This is a genomic window from Streptomyces sp. NPDC002032 (assembly GCF_042890765.1).
Lineage (GTDB): Bacteria > Actinomycetota > Actinomycetes > Streptomycetales > Streptomycetaceae > Streptomyces.
Genome location: NZ_JBIASM010000008.1, coordinates 310,634 through 324,864 on the forward strand (window position 1 = coordinate 310,634; position 14,231 = coordinate 324,864).

The 14,231-nt window shown below is 71.7% G+C and carries 12 protein-coding genes; 8 read left to right on the plus strand and 4 right to left on the minus strand.

Annotation, left to right across the window (positions count from 1 at the left end):
- The first annotated feature begins 56 nt into the window (after positions 1 to 56).
- The 4 genes from ACFYYT_RS21065 to ACFYYT_RS21080 all read left to right on the plus strand — a co-directional run bounded on the left by ACFYYT_RS21065 (position 57) and on the right by ACFYYT_RS21080 (position 4,217).
- On the plus strand, positions 57 to 1,196 hold the full coding sequence (locus tag ACFYYT_RS21065) for a 5-(carboxyamino)imidazole ribonucleotide synthase (RefSeq protein WP_351820632.1): 1,140 nt from the start codon (positions 57 to 59) through the stop codon (positions 1,194 to 1,196).
- Positions 1,193 to 1,735, plus strand: coding sequence for a 5-(carboxyamino)imidazole ribonucleotide mutase (purE, locus tag ACFYYT_RS21070; RefSeq protein ID WP_351820635.1), 543 nt, complete (start codon positions 1,193 to 1,195; stop codon positions 1,733 to 1,735). The genes ACFYYT_RS21065 and purE overlap by 4 nt, the downstream gene beginning before the upstream one ends.
- Positions 1,732 to 2,910: a dipeptidase gene (locus ACFYYT_RS21075; RefSeq protein ID WP_351820638.1), complete on the plus strand. Its 1,179-nt coding sequence runs from the start codon at positions 1,732 to 1,734 to the stop codon at positions 2,908 to 2,910. The genes purE and ACFYYT_RS21075 overlap by 4 nt, the downstream gene beginning before the upstream one ends.
- A gap of 203 nt (positions 2,911 to 3,113) precedes the next feature.
- Entirely contained in the window at positions 3,114 to 4,217 is a 1,104-nt protein-coding gene (locus tag ACFYYT_RS21080; RefSeq protein WP_351820641.1) for a membrane dipeptidase, read from the plus strand.
- On the opposite strand, the gene ACFYYT_RS21085 is transcribed toward ACFYYT_RS21080, so the two are convergent.
- Positions 4,214 to 5,536 carry a glycosyltransferase family 87 protein gene (locus tag ACFYYT_RS21085; protein ID WP_351820644.1) on the minus strand — a complete coding sequence of 441 codons (1,323 nt, stop codon included), beginning with the start codon at positions 5,534 to 5,536 and terminating at the stop codon, positions 4,214 to 4,216. The two genes, ACFYYT_RS21080 and ACFYYT_RS21085, sit on opposite strands and share 4 nt — an antisense overlap.
- A gap of 103 nt (positions 5,537 to 5,639) precedes the next feature.
- Positions 5,640 to 6,983 carry a UDP-glucose/GDP-mannose dehydrogenase family protein gene (locus tag ACFYYT_RS21090; protein ID WP_351820647.1) on the minus strand — a complete coding sequence of 448 codons (1,344 nt, stop codon included), beginning with the start codon at positions 6,981 to 6,983 and terminating at the stop codon, positions 5,640 to 5,642.
- 217 nt (positions 6,984 to 7,200) lie between these two features.
- On the opposite strand from ACFYYT_RS21090, the gene ACFYYT_RS21095 reads away from it, so the two are divergent.
- The 3 genes from ACFYYT_RS21095 to ACFYYT_RS21105 all read left to right on the plus strand — a co-directional run bounded on the left by ACFYYT_RS21095 (position 7,201) and on the right by ACFYYT_RS21105 (position 10,745).
- Positions 7,201 to 8,358, plus strand: a complete 1,158-nt coding sequence (locus ACFYYT_RS21095; RefSeq protein WP_351820650.1) for an acyl-CoA dehydrogenase — start codon at positions 7,201 to 7,203, stop codon at positions 8,356 to 8,358.
- Positions 8,359 to 8,824: 466 nt separating this feature from the next.
- Positions 8,825 to 9,907 carry an NDP-sugar synthase gene (locus tag ACFYYT_RS21100; protein ID WP_351820653.1) on the plus strand — a complete coding sequence of 361 codons (1,083 nt, stop codon included), beginning with the start codon at positions 8,825 to 8,827 and terminating at the stop codon, positions 9,905 to 9,907.
- A 121-nt stretch (positions 9,908 to 10,028) separates the two neighbouring features.
- Complete coding sequence (locus ACFYYT_RS21105; protein ID WP_351820698.1) at positions 10,029 to 10,745, plus strand: polyprenol monophosphomannose synthase; 717 nt, start codon at positions 10,029 to 10,031, stop codon at positions 10,743 to 10,745.
- 108 nt (positions 10,746 to 10,853) lie between these two features.
- Here ACFYYT_RS21105 and ACFYYT_RS21110 read toward each other — a convergent pair whose 3' ends face one another.
- On the minus strand, positions 10,854 to 11,954 hold the full coding sequence (locus ACFYYT_RS21110) for an acyltransferase (protein WP_351820655.1): 1,101 nt from the start codon (positions 11,952 to 11,954) through the stop codon (positions 10,854 to 10,856).
- A 245-nt stretch (positions 11,955 to 12,199) separates the two neighbouring features.
- On the minus strand, positions 12,200 to 13,549 hold the full coding sequence (locus ACFYYT_RS21115) for an LCP family protein (protein WP_351820658.1): 1,350 nt from the start codon (positions 13,547 to 13,549) through the stop codon (positions 12,200 to 12,202).
- 106 nt (positions 13,550 to 13,655) lie between these two features.
- Here ACFYYT_RS21115 and ACFYYT_RS21120 point away from each other — a divergent pair, with 106 nt between their 5' ends.
- Positions 13,656 to 14,192: an acyl-CoA thioesterase gene (locus ACFYYT_RS21120; protein WP_351820661.1), complete on the plus strand. Its 537-nt coding sequence runs from the start codon at positions 13,656 to 13,658 to the stop codon at positions 14,190 to 14,192.
- Positions 14,193 to 14,231 lie beyond the last annotated feature (39 nt).

The window sequence follows — 14,231 nt, forward strand, 5'->3', positions numbered from 1 at the left end:
GGGGATGCGCCAGGGTCACGTCCGGTTGGCGGAATACCGGCGGATACCCTGGAGAGGTGACGTTCCCGGTAGTCGGCATGGTCGGCGGCGGACAGCTCGCCCGCATGACCCACGAGGCGGGCATCCCCCTCGGCATCAGATTCAAGATCCTCAGTGACACCCCACAGGACTCGGCGGCCCAGGTCGTGAGCGATGTCGTCATCGGCGACTATCGCGACCTGGAGACGCTCCGCGCCTTCGCGCGCGGCTGCGATGTGATCACCTTCGACCACGAGCACGTGCCCATCGCACACCTGCGGGCCCTGGAAGCGGACGGCGTCGCCGTACGTCCGGGGCCCGACGCGTTGGTCCACGCCGCGGACAAGGGGGTGATGCGCGCCCGGCTCGACGAGATCGGCGCGCCCAGCCCCCGTCACCGGATCGTGACCGATCCGGCGGACGCGGCGGCCTTCGCCGAGGAGGTCGGGGGCTTCCCCGTCATCCTCAAGACGGTGCGCGGCGGGTACGACGGCAAGGGCGTGTGGTTCGTGCGCACCCCCGAGGACGCGCAGGCGCCCTTCAAGGCGGGCGTGCCGGTCCTCGCGGAGGAGAAGGTCGAGTACGTCCGCGAGCTCGCGGCGAACATCGTCCGCTCCCCGCACGGCCAGGCCGTCGCCTACCCCGTCGTGGAGTCCATCCAGGTCGACGGCGTCTGCGACACGGTGATCGCCCCCGCCCCGGACCTCTCCGAGGAGCTGGCGGGCGAGGCCCAGGCGCTGGCCCTGCGCATCGCCAAGGAGCTCGGGGTGACCGGCCACCTGGCGGTGGAGCTCTTCGAGACCACCGACGGCCGCATCCTCGTCAACGAACTGGCCATGCGCCCGCACAACAGCGGCCACTGGACCCAGGACGGTGCCATCACCTCCCAGTTCGCCAACCACGTCCGCGCGGTCCTGGACCTCCCCCTGGGCGACCCGCGCCCCCGGGCCCGCTGGACGGTCATGGCCAACGTGCTCGGCGGGGACTACCCCGACATGTACGCGGCGTACCTGCACTGCATGGCGCACGACCCGCAGCTGAAGATCCACATGTACGGCAAGGACGTGAAACACGGCCGCAAGGTCGGCCACGTCAACACCTACGGCGACGACCTGGACGATGTGCTGGAGCGCGCACGTCACGCTGCCGGCTACCTCAGAGGAACCATCACCGCATGAGCACCGCTTCCGCAGGTCCCGTCATCGGCATCGTCATGGGCTCGGACTCGGACTGGCCCGTCATGGAGGCCGCCGCCAAGGCGCTCGACGAGTTCGAGATCCCGTACGAGGTCGACGTCGTCTCCGCCCACCGGATGCCGCGCGAGATGATCGCGTACGGCGAGCAGGCCGCCGGGCGCGGGCTGAAGGCGATCATCGCGGGTGCCGGCGGCGCCGCCCACCTGCCCGGGATGCTCGCCTCGGTCACCCCGCTCCCGGTCATCGGGGTGCCGGTGCCGCTGAAGTACCTCGACGGCATGGACTCGCTGATGTCGATCGTCCAGATGCCCGCCGGGGTTCCCGTCGCCACCGTCTCCGTCGCCGGGGCGCGCAACGCGGGCCTGCTGGCCGTACGGATGCTGGCCGCGCACGACCAGGAGCTGATGGCCCGGATGCGCGACTTCCAGCAGGAGCTGAACGACCAGGCCACCGAGAAGGGCAAGCGGCTGCGGACGAAGGTCGCGGGCGCGGAGTCCTTCGGGTTCGGGTTCGGCGCGTGAGCGCGGCCGACCGCCTGGAGGAGGCGCGCGGCCTGCTCGCCGCGCACCCGGTCGTCGACGGTCACAACGACCTGCCCTGGGCGCTGCGCAACCAGGTCCGCTACGACCTGGACCGGCGCGACATCGGCGCCGACCAGTCCGCGCACCTGCACACCGACATCCCCCGGCTGCGCGCCGGCGGGGTCGGCGCGCAGTTCTGGTCCGTCTACGTACGGTCCGACTTCGCGGGCGACCAGGCGGTCAGCGCCACCCTGGAACAGGTGGACGCGGTCGGCCAGCTGATCCGGCGCTACCCGGACCACCTCGTGCGGGCGCTGACGGCGGACGACATGGAAGCGGCGCGCGCCCAGGGGAAGATCGCCTCCCTGATGGGCGCCGAGGGCGGCCACTCCATCAACAACTCGCTGGCCACCCTGCGCGCCCTGCACCGGCTCGGCGTGCGCTACATGACCCTGACCCACAACGACACCATCGACTGGGCGGACTCGGCGACCGACGAGCCCCGGCACGGCGGTCTCACGGACTTCGGCCGCGAGGTCGTCCGCGAGATGAACCGGGTCGGCATGCTCGTCGACCTCTCGCACGTGGCCGCCACCACCATGCGCGACGCGCTCGCCGTCTCGGCGGCGCCGGTGATCTTCTCGCACTCGTCCGCGCGGGCGGTCTGCGACCACCCCCGCAACATCCCGGACGACGTCCTCGCGCTGCTCCCCGCCAACGGGGGCGTGGCGATGGCGACCTTCGTGCCCAAGTTCATCCTCCCGGCCGCGGTGGCCTGGACGGCGGCCGCCGACGAGAACCTGCGCGCCCACGGCCTGCACCACCTGGACACCGGCGCGGAGGCGATGGCCCTGCACCGCGCCTTCGAGGCGGCGAACCCGCGGCCGATCGCCACGGCGGCCACGGTGGCCGACCACCTGGACCACATGCGCGAGGTCGCGGGCGTGGACCACATCGGCATCGGCGGGGACTTCGACGGCACGGCCTTCACCCCGGCCGGGCTGGAGGACGTGTCCGGTTACCCGAACCTGATCGCGGAGCTTCTCACGCGCGGCTGGTCCCGGGCCGACCTGGCCAAGCTGACCTGGTCGAACGCGGTACGGGCGCTGCGCGACGCGGAATCGGCGGCCCGGGACCTCTCGGCGGCCCGCGGCCCGTCCAACGCGGTCCTCTGATCCACCCGGAGCCCCGGCCGGGGGTCCGGCCGGGCCTCCGCCGGGAGCCCCGGCCGGGCCACCCCCGGCCGGGGCTCCGGCCTCGGCCCGGGCGGCCACCCGAACGCCACACCCGCCGGGCGGCAAGCGCGTCCCACATGGCACGGTGGCAGCAGCTCTCCCCGCCGCCTCTCCCTGCTGCCGCCGAGACCGGAGCGAACGCCATGGCCGACCTGCAGGACGACCCGCACGCCGCCCCCGCCCTCCCCGGCGGGCCCGGCTCCCTGGGAGTTCCCGACGCACCCGTCCCCGCGGTGGCGGCCACTGCCCTGGACCGGGCCGCCGCGCTGCTCGCCGTGCACCCCGTCGCGGACGGCTGCAACACGCTCGTCTGGACCCTGCGGCAGAGCCCGTACCACGACATCGACACCCCGGACATGGGCGTGGACACCGACATCCCGCGGCTGCGGGCCGGCGGAGTGGGGGCCCAGTTCTGGTCGCTGCTCGTCCCGCCCGGCGCCCCGGGCGGGGACGACCGGACGCCGCGGGAGGCGGACCAGGTGGTGTCCGACACCCTCGAACAGATCGACGTCGGGCTCGCCCTGGTGCGCCGCTACCCCGACGGCCTGTGCCTCGCGCTGAGCGCCGACGACATGGCGGACGCCCGCAACCGGGGCCGGATCGCCTCGTTCCTCGGCCCCGTACCCGGCCGGGCGCTGACCGGCTCGCTCGGCGCGCTGCGGGCCTTCCACGCCCTGGGCGTACGGATCCTCGCGCCCGCCGGGGCCCCCTGGGCCCAGGACGGCCTGACGGCCTTCGGCCACGAGGTGGTCAAGGAGGTGAACCGGCTCGCGATACTGCTGGACCTGACGGGATGTCCCCCGATGGTGGCCTGCCAGCTCGCGGGGGCCTCGAAAGCCCCGGTGATCGTCTCCCACACGGGCGCGGCGGCGCTCAACCCGCACCCGGGGAACGTCACCGACGAGGTGCTGCTCGCGCTACGGGCCGCGAACGGACTGGCGATGGTCACCTTCGACACCGCGCGGACCGGGGACTCCCTGCACGCGGTGGCGGACCACCTCGACCACGTACGGGCCCTCGCGGGCCCCCAGTGCGTGGGACTGGGAGCCGGCTTCGGCACCGAGGGGGACGCCCCCCGCCCGGCCGGGCTCACCGATCCCTCCGGTTACCCCAAGCTCATCGCGGAACTGCTGGAGCGGGGCTGGCCGGAGACCGACCTGGCCCTGCTCACCTGGGGCAACGCCCAACGGGTGCTGCGCGACGCGGAGTTCACGGCCCGCGCCGCCCAGCACCGCAGAAGTCCCTAGCGGGACGCGGCCGCAGCGGCCGGCTCGGCCGCGGCCAGTTCGCCCTTCGGCAGGACGGTGGCCTTCCACAGCCGCAGGCCCGACCACACGGTCGCGTACAGCAGGATGCCGTTGCGCCCGCACAGCAGGATCGTGCCGAGCGTGGAGTTGGTCAGGATGTCCGAGCCGTACCAGACCGGGAAGATCAGCGTGGTGAGCGCGGTGGCGGCCACCAGCAGCCAGGCGATCGGACGCTGGGTGGTGTGCCGGGACGTCAGGCACACCGCCGCGAGGCCGAGCAGCCAGATCATGTACTGCGGGCTGATGACGCGGCTGGTGACGGTGAACACCATGATGGCGCAGAGCGCGGCGTCGAACGGCGTCGCGTGCGACCAGCGGTTGGCCTTCACGCGCCACAGCAGGAGCAGCAGGAAGCCGATCACCGTGAGCGCGAGCGAGGCCCGCGCGATGCTGGAGACGTACGGGCCGACGTACTCGAAGGCCCCGTACTGGAAGTTGATCTTGCCGGGCCACAGGTGCACGAGCCGGGCCGCCATCAGCGCACTGCCGCCGAGGGACTCGACCTGCACGCCGCGGTCGCCCTGGTTGCCCAGGAAGCCGAGCGTGTCGCGGAAGAGCGCGGCGAAGACGGCGAGCAGCGCGACGCAGGACAGCGCGGCGGCGATGAACGCCTCGCGCGTCGACTTGCCGCGCGGGGTGCCGAGCAGGGTGAGCAGCGGCCACACCTTGACCATGGCGCCGATGCCGGCGATGACCCCGCCGAGCCTCGGGCGGTAGCGCAGGCACAGCAGCGAGGCGACGGCGAGCAGGGTGACCTGGACGTCGTAGCGGGCGAACGGGGTCGCCATCAGCATCGGCAGCGTCACGAGCCACAGCACGGCGCCGGCCATGCTGCCGTCGCCCCGGCGGGCGGCGCGCATGAGGCCGACGAGGATCACGCCGTCGCAGAGCACCGTCAGGGCGACGAAGGCCTGGAAGTAGGTGAGGAACGGCAGCAGGTCGGGCGAGAGGAAGATCGCCGCGGCTGCCGGCGGGTACTGCCACATGATGTCGTTGTGCGGCATCGTCCAGGTGACGAGGACGTTGTACCAGTTGTGGTAGGTCGCGGTGATCTCTACTCGTACGACGTTCGAGCTGTAGAAGTCGTTGACGAGCATCCAGAGCATCGCGGCCCGCGTGGCCAGCCAGAAGCCCGCGATGCCCAGAAGGGCGCCGCGTCCTCGCATGGCTGCTTCGAAGGATCCCCGCCGGTCACGCGTGGCGGGCGCCGCCGTCGCAGATGCGGTGGGGTTGGTCGGAGGGCTGCTGGTCGTGGTCATCGGCGCGAAGTCTACCCAGTCATTTATTCCACTTACTTGACGGCGCCCCAACAAAAGGGTTACGGGGGGCCGCCCCGGCGGCCCCCCGAGGCCCTCAACTCCCTTACGCGTGCGGGCGTCCCATCGCCCGGTACGTCCAGCCCGCCGCGCGCCACCGCTGCGGGTCCAGGGCGTTCCGCCCGTCCAGCACGAGGCGGTCGGTGACGGCCTCGCCGAGGACCGCCGGGTCCAGGTCGCGGAACTCGCGCCACTCGGTGAGGTGCAGGACGACCTCCGCGCCGCGGGCCGCCTCCAGCGCGGAGCCGGCGTAGCCCAGGGTGGGGAAGACCCGGCGGGCGTTGTCCATGCCCTTGGGGTCGTAGACGGTGACCTGGCCGCCCTGGAGGTGGATCTGCCCGGCGACGTTCAGGGCGGGGGAGTCGCGGACGTCGTCCGAGTCCGGCTTGAAGGTGGCGCCGAGGACGGCGACCCGCTTGCCGAGGAAGGAGCCGCCGACCGCCTCGCGGGCCAGCTCCACCATGTGGCCGCGGCGGCGCATGTTGATGGAGTCGACCTCCCGCAGGAAGGTCAGCGCCTGGTCGGCGCCCAGCTCGCCGGCCCGCGCCATGAAGGCGCGGATGTCCTTGGGCAGGCAGCCGCCGCCGAAGCCGATCCCGGCCCGGAGGAACTTCGAGCCGATCCGCTCGTCGTGGCCGATGGCCTCCGCCAGCTTGGCCACGTCGCCGCCCGCGGCCTCGCAGACCTCCGCCATCGCGTTGATGAAGGAGATCTTGGTGGCGAGGAAGGAGTTCGCGGCGGTCTTCACCAGCTCGGCGGTGGGGAAGTCGGTCACCACCAGCGGGGTCCCCTCCGCCAGCGGCGTCGCGTACACCTCCCGCAGCACCTTCTCGGCGCGCTCGCCCTCGACGCCGATCACGATCCGGTCGGGGTGCAGGGTGTCCTGCACCGCGAAGCCCTCCCGCAGGAACTCCGGGTTCCAGGCCAGCTCCACGTCCGCGCCCGCCGGGGCCAGCTCCGCGAGCCGCGCCGCGAGCCGGACCGCCGAGCCCACGGGCACGGTGGACTTGCCGACGACCAGCACCGGCCGGGTCAGGTGCGGGGCCAGCGAGGCGACGGCCGAGTCGACGTACGACATGTCACAGGCGTACTCGCCGTGCTTCTGCGGGGTGTTCACGCAGACGAAGTGGACGTCGCCGAACTCCCCGGCCTCCTCGTAGGAGGTGGTGAAGCGCAGCCGGCCCGTCGAGCCCGGCAGTCCGGCGACGTGCGCGGCGAGCAGCTCCTCCAGCCCCGGCTCGTACATGGGGACCCGGCCCGCCGCGAGCATCTCGATCTTCTCCGGGACCACGTCCAGTCCGAGCACCTCGAAGCCCAGCTCGGCCATGGCGGCGGCGTGCGTCGCGCCGAGGTATCCGGTGCCGATCACAGTGATCTTGAGGGGGGCCATGAGTGCTCCAGAGGTGCGGGGCCGTTTGCGGCCACCGAGCATAGTCGGGCCCCTGACGGGGGACGTTCCCCGGCGGAGGCCCGGGCTGTCACGCAGCTCACGTACGCCGTACATATCGCTGCCCGGTGACCGGACACTAAGATTTGGGTTACTTAACGGTAGTTAGCATCGCGCATCGCTCATCGGCGGGACGCGTCACCTTGGGGAGTGAGAGATCTTGGCGGGTTCTGCCGACTTCGACCTGTACCGCCCGGCCGAGGAGCACGACATGCTCCGCGAGTCGGTCCGCTCGCTCGCCGAGGCGAAGATCCTGCCGTTCGCGGCCGCGGTCGACGAGGAGTCCCGCTTCCCGCAGGAGGCCCTCGACGCCTTGGTCGCGAGCGACCTGCACGCCGTTCACGTGCCCGAGAACTACGGCGGCGCCGGCGCCGACGCCCTCGCCACCGTCATCGTGATCGAGGAGGTGGCCCGCGTCTGCGCCTCCTCCTCCCTGATCCCGGCCGTCAACAAGCTCGGCTCGCTCCCGGTGATCCTCTCCGGGTCCGAGGAGCTCAAGGCCAAGTACCTCGGCCCGCTGGCCAAGGGCGACGCGATGTTCTCGTACGCGCTCTCCGAGCCGGACGCGGGCTCCGACGCCGCCGGCATGAAGACCCGCGCCGTGCGCGACGGGGACTTCTGGGTGCTCAACGGCGTCAAGCGCTGGATCACCAACGCGGGCGTCTCCGACTACTACACGGTCATGGCCGTCACGGACCCGTCGATGCGCTCCAAGGGCATCAGCGCGTTCGTCGTCGAGAAGTCGGACGAGGGCGTCTCCTTCGGCGCCCCCGAGAAGAAGCTCGGCATCAAGGGCTCCCCGACGCGCGAGGTCTACCTCGACAACGTCCGGATCCCCGCCGACCGCATGATCGGCGCCGAGGGCACCGGCTTCGCCACCGCGATGAAGACCCTCGACCACACCCGCATCACCATCGCCGCCCAGGCCCTCGGCATCGCCCAGGGCGCCCTGGACTACGCCAAGGGCTACGTCCAGGAGCGCAAGCAGTTCGGCAAGCCGATCGGCGACTTCCAGGGCGTGCAGTTCATGCTCGCGGACATGGCCATGAAGATCGAGGCCGCCCGCCAGCTGACCTACTCGGCCGCCGCCAAGTCGGAGCGCGTCGATTCCGACCTGACCTTCTTCGGCGCCGCGGCCAAGTGCTTCGCCTCCGACGTCGCCATGGAGGTCACCACGGACGCCGTCCAACTCCTCGGCGGCTACGGCTACACGCGCGACTACCCGGTCGAGCGCATGATGCGCGACGCGAAGATCACCCAGATCTACGAGGGCACGAACCAGGTCCAGCGCATCGTCATGGCGCGCAACCTGCCGTAACGGCCCGTCCCCACGGACAGTCACACCCGACGGCCCCCGGCGCACAGGCGCCGGGGGCCGTCGGCCGGTCGCCTCCCGCGCACCCGTCTTCGTAACGGCTTGCCGACAGGTTCGGAACAAGTCGTCGTCAACCGCGCCGGCCGATACACCCTCACGGGCCGCGGCCGGTGCGGGAGAACACGGGTGCGCCAACGGGTCCCCGCGACCGGGGCGCACCGGGCGCGCGTCTCTGACCAGCCATGATGCGGGGACCGTCGGGGCGCTGGCCGTGGTGTGCCCCTTGTATAGGGGACAGCCGCGCGCGGCGGTGTCCGGTACGCGCAATCCGCCCGTCCTCGCGAGGGCGCCCGCCCGTAACCGGAACGTGGCCGTAGCACCCCCTGCCCGGGCCGTCCACGGCCTTGGCATGTCCCCGGATGGGCTAAATTTGAACCTTCGTACGCCCGAACCGGTTGGGGAGAAAACAATGACGGAAGCGATCCTGCTGGTCGGCGGGCAGGGGACGCGACTGCGCCCCGTGACGGTGAACACCCCCAAGCCGATGGTTCCGGCGGCCGGAGTTCCCTTCCTCGCCCACCAGATAGCCAGGGCCGCCGCCGCCGGTGTCACCCACATCGTGATGGCCACCTGCTACCTGGCCGAGGTCTTCGAGCCCTACTTCGGCGACGGTTCCGACTTCGGCATCACCCTCGAGTACGTCGTCGAGGACGAGCCCCTGGGCACCGGCGGTGCCATCCGCAACGCCGCGCAGCGGCTGACCGGCGGCCCGGACGCGCCCGTCCTCGTCTTCAACGGCGACATCCTCACCGGCCTGGACATCGCCGGCCTGGTCGAGTCCCACCAGGCGGCCGACGCCGACGTCTCCCTGCACCTGGTGCGGGTCGAAGACCCGCGCGCCTTCGGCCTGGTGCCCACCGACTCCGAGGGGCGGGTGCTGGCCTTCACCGAGAAGCCGCAGACCCCCGAAGAGATCATCACGGACCAGATCAACGCCGGCTGCTACGTCTTCCGCCGCAGCGTCATCGACTCCATCCCGGCCGGCCGATCGGTTTCCGTCGAGCGCGAGACCTTCCCCGGTCTGCTCGACTCCGGCGCCAAGCTGCACGGCGTCACCGAGGACACGTACTGGCTGGACCTCGGCAAGCCCGAGTCCTTCGTGCAGGCCTCCGCCGACCTCGTGCGCGGCATCGTTGCCTCTCCGGCCGTCCCCGGTCCGCGCGGTGAGGCCCTCGTGCTCCCGGGCGCGGTGGTGGCGGAGGGAGCCAAGCTGTCGGGCGGTACGGTGGTGGGTGCCGGCGCCCGGATCGAAGCGGGCGCGGTCGTCCGGGGCTCGATCGTCCTGGACGGTGCGACCCTCGGCGCGGACTCGGTGGTGAGCGCCAGCCTCATCGGCGCCGGCGCCTCGGTGGGTTCGCGCACGGTGGTGAACGGCGCGGTCATCGGTGACGGTGCCGTCGTAGGAGCCGACAACGAACTTCGCGCAGGGGTGCGGGTGTGGTGCGAGGCCGAACTGCCCGACGCCGCCGTCCGCTTCTCCTCCGACCGCTGACCCTGTGACCAACTCCAGTGAGGCACACCCTGTGATAGGCGAGCAGCAGACTCCCCGCACGACCGACGTCGCAACCACGAAGCTCCCCGACACCTGGGCGCACACGCCGCTCACCGTCGTCATGCCCACGTACAACGAGGCGGGCAACCTGCCGGGCATGGTCGAGCTGCTCATGGGTCTCGACCAGCCGGGCCTGCGCCTGCTGATCGTCGACGACTCCTCGCCGGACGGCACCGGCAAGATCGCCGACGAGCTCGCGGAGGGCTTCCTCACCGAGGACGGCAAGCCGCGCATGTCCGTCCTGCACCGCACCGCGAAGGACGGCCTCGGCCGCGCCTACGCGGCCGGCATGGCCAAGGCCGTCGAGAACGGCGCCGAGTACGTGCTCCAGATGGACGCGGACGGCTCCCACCCGGCCGGCAAGATCGCCGAGATGCTGGGCGTCGCCCGCTCCACCGGCGCCGGTCTCGTCGTCGGCTCCCGCTACGTGCCGGGCGGCACCCTCTCCGACGCCTGGGGCGCGCACCGCAAGCTGCTCTCCCGCTGGGCGAACGCGTACGCGAGCACCATCCTGGGCACCCGCGTCCGCGACATCACGGGCGGCTTCAACCTGTGGAGCGCCGACGCGCTGAAGGCGATCGACCTCGCGTCGATCGGCAGCGCCGGCTACAGCTTCCAGGTGGAGATGAAGTTCAAGGCCCTGCGCCGCAACTTCCAGGTGATGGAGGTCCCGATCCACTTCGAGGACCGCACCGTCGGCGAGTCCAAGATGAACCTGGCCGTCCAGCTGGAGTCCATCGCCATGCCGTGGAAGCTCCGCGCCCGCGCCGGCAAGTAGCCACCGCGCACGGACCCGTGCACACGAGGAAGGGGCACCCCCCGGGGGGGGTGCCCCTTCTTGCGTTCCGCTTCCGGCGTTCCGCTTCCTCCGTGCCCGCGTGCGCCGTTACGGGGTCTCGCGCGCCGCCTGGGCCGGCCGGCCCGGCCGGTTCTCCAGGAAGCGCTTGAGGCGGCCCGCCACCGGCCGTTCCACGAACCGCTGGATCAGCCACGACGCCAGCAGCATCACGGCCGTCGCCGACAGCAGCAGCGTCCAGGGCTCCACGTCGCGCCGCCACTGGTGCAGCAGGGTCACGCCGATCTGCTGGTGCAGCAGGTACAGCGGGTACGACATCGCGCCCGCGACCGACAGCCAGCGCCAGTCGATCCGGTCCAGCCATCCCAGCGCCACGGCGGCCATGACCACGTAGCACAGGGTCACCACGAGCAGGCACATCTCCCAGGACAGCCGGTCACCCTTCACGGTGTTCCAGGAGACGATGTCGTTCAGCTTGCGCTGCATCAGCAGCCAGGAGAACCCGAGCAGCAGCCACGGCTCGCCCGCGCGCGGCCCCTCGCGGCGGATCAGGTAGAAGCAGATGCCGGAGATGAAGAGGGGCGAGTAGTCCGGGTTCGCCAGGACGTTGAGGACCGGCAGCCCGGAACTGGGGGCCAGCAGCGAGGCGACCGTCCAGATCCAGCAGAAGTTCAGGACCTTGCGGTACGTCAGCCCGGTCCAGGCGACCGCCGCGAAGATCAGGTAGAAGCGGAGCTCGGACCAGAGCGTCCAGTACGACATGTCCAGCTGGGCGCTGCCCAGCGGGGTCTGGAACATCGTCAGGTTGGTCAGGATCTGGCTCAGCCCGGGCCCGGCGCCGCCGAAGGGCTTCCCGGCCGCCAGCAGCACCCCCATGGTGACCAGGACGCAGAACCAGTACGCGGGCCCGAGCCGGATGACGCGGCTGCGCAGGTAGCTGCCGAGCGGCCGCCCCCAGGCCGACATGCAGATGACGAAGCCGCTGATCATGAAGAACAGCTCGACGCCCATCCAGCTGTAGCGGCCGACCATGGTCAGCCAGCCGAAGGCGTCGCGCCCCCACACTTCCTGACGGGTGTAGTGGTGCATGAGCACCAGCACCGCCGCCAGGATCCGCAGCCCGTCCAGGATCCGCAGCCGGGGCCGGGCGGTCGCCGGCCCGGGCCGCGGCTGCCCCGGCAATGAGGGCATGGGGAAGGGGGGTTTCCCGTTCTCCCGGCGGTCGGTCAGGACACGCGGGGACGGATGCAACGACATGAACGCTCCACGGGCAGGACGGATGCGTGCCCGAAATGTGCGACGGCCGCGCCCCCGACACGACCCATCCGGGCTATCCCCCCCGACGCTTGGGCCGCAACAGTCTTACGAGAAAACCATCGCACTGTCCACCACACGTGGCTGACCCCACGTCGGTATCCGGACCCGTGTGCTCCCGTTCACTGCCCCCGGACGGTGACCTTCTCGTCGTTCTGGATCTGCTTGACCAGCTGCTGCACCTTCGCCTTGTCCCAGACCAGGTTGCCGCCGCGCTGACCGGAAATCGGCATGTTCATCGACACGCCGTCCCCTCCGGTGATGCCCTTCATCGCGAAGAACATCTGGCCGAGGTCCCACAGCCCCATGTCCTTGTCGACGACCAGGGTGTCCAGGCCCGCGCCCATCACCGGGTAGAGGGAGAAGGGGTTCAGGAGCGTGCCCGGCGTGGCCGCCTGGCTCGCCAGCGCCGACAGGAACTTCTGCTGGTTCTTCGTCCGCTGGAGGTCCGACTCCGCGAAGGCGTACCGGGTCCGGACGAAGGCCAGCGACTGTTCGCCGTTGAGGGTCTGACGGCCCGCCTTGAAGTCGGCGCCCGACTTCTCGTCCTTGAAGCCCTGTTCGATGTCGAGCTCCACACCGCCCAGCGCGTCCACGATGTTCGCGAACCCGGCGAAACCGATCTCGGCGTAGTGGTCGATGCGCAGCCCGGTGTTGAACTCGACGGTCCGCACGAGCAGCTCGGGGCCGTCCTCCGCGTACGCCGCGTTGAGCTTGACCCGCCGTCCCTGCGCCGGGAACTTCTTCCCCGACTGCGAGCCGACGAAGGAGGGGATCTCCACGTCCGAGTCACGCGGCAGCGAGACCATCGTGTTCCCGCTGGAGCACTTCGCCAGGACCATCATCGAGTCCGTGCGCTTGCCCTCGGCGGAGCCCGTGTGGAGCTTCTTCTTCTCCTCGTCGGACATGCCCTCGCGGCTGTCGGAGCCGACGATCAGGTACGTCGTGCAGTCGCCCCCCTTCGGGCGCTCGATCACCTTGGAGAGGTCCACCTCCCGGCGCACCTTGGAGTCCGCCCAGAAGTAGGTGCCGACGCCGGTGACCACGAGGACGGAGACCAGCACGAGGGAGCCGACCTTGATCCGCTTGCGCCAGTCCGGCGCCGGACCCGCCGGACCGCCGCCACCGGGGCCGCCGGGACGCCCGGGGCGGCCCGGTCCGGCGGGAGCGCCGCCGCCGGGGCCCTGGGGGCGGCCGTAGACCTGGCCGGTGCTGTAACCGCTGTCGTACGAGGCGTCCGGGCCCTGCGCCTGCTGCGGCGGCACCCCCGGCGCGGGCCGCCGGCCGGGCGGCGGCGCCTGCGGGGGGACCGGCGGCCGGGCCGGGGGCCGCGGCGGCTGCTGCGGCTGCCGCTGGACGTGGCGCATCCGCTGCGCGCCCTCCGGCTGCGGCTGCCCGCTGCCGCGCCCGTACCCGTCATCGCGGCGGCCGCGCGCGTCGCGCTCGCCGTTCCAGCCGTCCCAGTCACTCATGCGGACAAGGATGCCTGGCCGGGCGTGTCGCCCGACACCCCGGTGGTCGCTTCGTACCGTGGCTGTTGCAGAGCTGATGCCTGCCGTACCCACTTAAGGTGGGCCCATGACAGAAATACCGGCGGCGCCCGCGGGGAAGCCGATCTCGGCGTCCCGCACCACCCTGAGCCACATCATGACGGCGAACGACACGAACCTCCTCGGGACCGTGCACGGCGGCGTGATCATGAAGCTGGTGGACGACGCCGCGGGTGCGGTCGCCGGGCGCCACTCAGGCGGCCCCGCGGTCACCGCGTCGATGGACGAGATGGCCTTCCTCGCGCCGGTCCGCGTCGGTGACCTGGTGCACGTCCGGGCGCAGTGCAACTGGACCGGCCGCTCCTCGATGGAGATCGGCGTACGGGTCCTGGCGGAGCGGTGGAACGAGTCCACCCCCGCCACCCAGGTCGGCAGCGCGTACCTGGTCTTCACCGCGGTCGACTCCGACGGCAAGCCCCGCCAGGTCCCGCCGGTGCTGCCGGAGACCGAGCAGGACGAGCGCCGCTACCAGGAGGCCCAGATCCGCCGCACGCACCGGCTCGCCCGCCGCCAGGCGATCATGGAGCTCCGCGCCCGCCGCACCGCCGAGGGCCTGGCCGACTGACCCGTCCGGCCTCCCGCCCCGGACTCCGCCCCGGGCCCC

Excerpts from the sequence above, each read along its gene's own strand:
- purE (WP_351820635.1), top strand. The coding sequence starts at position 1,193 with ATGAGCACCGCTTCCGCAGGTCCCGTCATCGGCATCGTCATGGGCTCG.
- ACFYYT_RS21080 (WP_351820641.1), top strand. The coding sequence starts at position 3,114 with ATGGCCGACCTGCAGGACGACCCGCACGCCGCCCCCGCCCTCCCCGGC.
- ACFYYT_RS21085 (WP_351820644.1), bottom strand. The coding sequence starts at position 5,536 with ATGACCACGACCAGCAGCCCTCCGACCAACCCCACCGCATCTGCGACG.
- ACFYYT_RS21090 (WP_351820647.1), bottom strand. The coding sequence starts at position 6,983 with ATGGCCCCCCTCAAGATCACTGTGATCGGCACCGGATACCTCGGCGCG.
- ACFYYT_RS21100 (WP_351820653.1), top strand. The coding sequence starts at position 8,825 with ATGACGGAAGCGATCCTGCTGGTCGGCGGGCAGGGGACGCGACTGCGC.
- ACFYYT_RS21105 (WP_351820698.1), top strand. The coding sequence starts at position 10,029 with ATGCCCACGTACAACGAGGCGGGCAACCTGCCGGGCATGGTCGAGCTG.
- ACFYYT_RS21110 (WP_351820655.1), bottom strand. The coding sequence starts at position 11,954 with ATGCCCTCATTGCCGGGGCAGCCGCGGCCCGGGCCGGCGACCGCCCGG.
- ACFYYT_RS21115 (WP_351820658.1), bottom strand. The coding sequence starts at position 13,549 with ATGAGTGACTGGGACGGCTGGAACGGCGAGCGCGACGCGCGCGGCCGC.
- ACFYYT_RS21120 (WP_351820661.1), top strand. The coding sequence starts at position 13,656 with ATGACAGAAATACCGGCGGCGCCCGCGGGGAAGCCGATCTCGGCGTCC.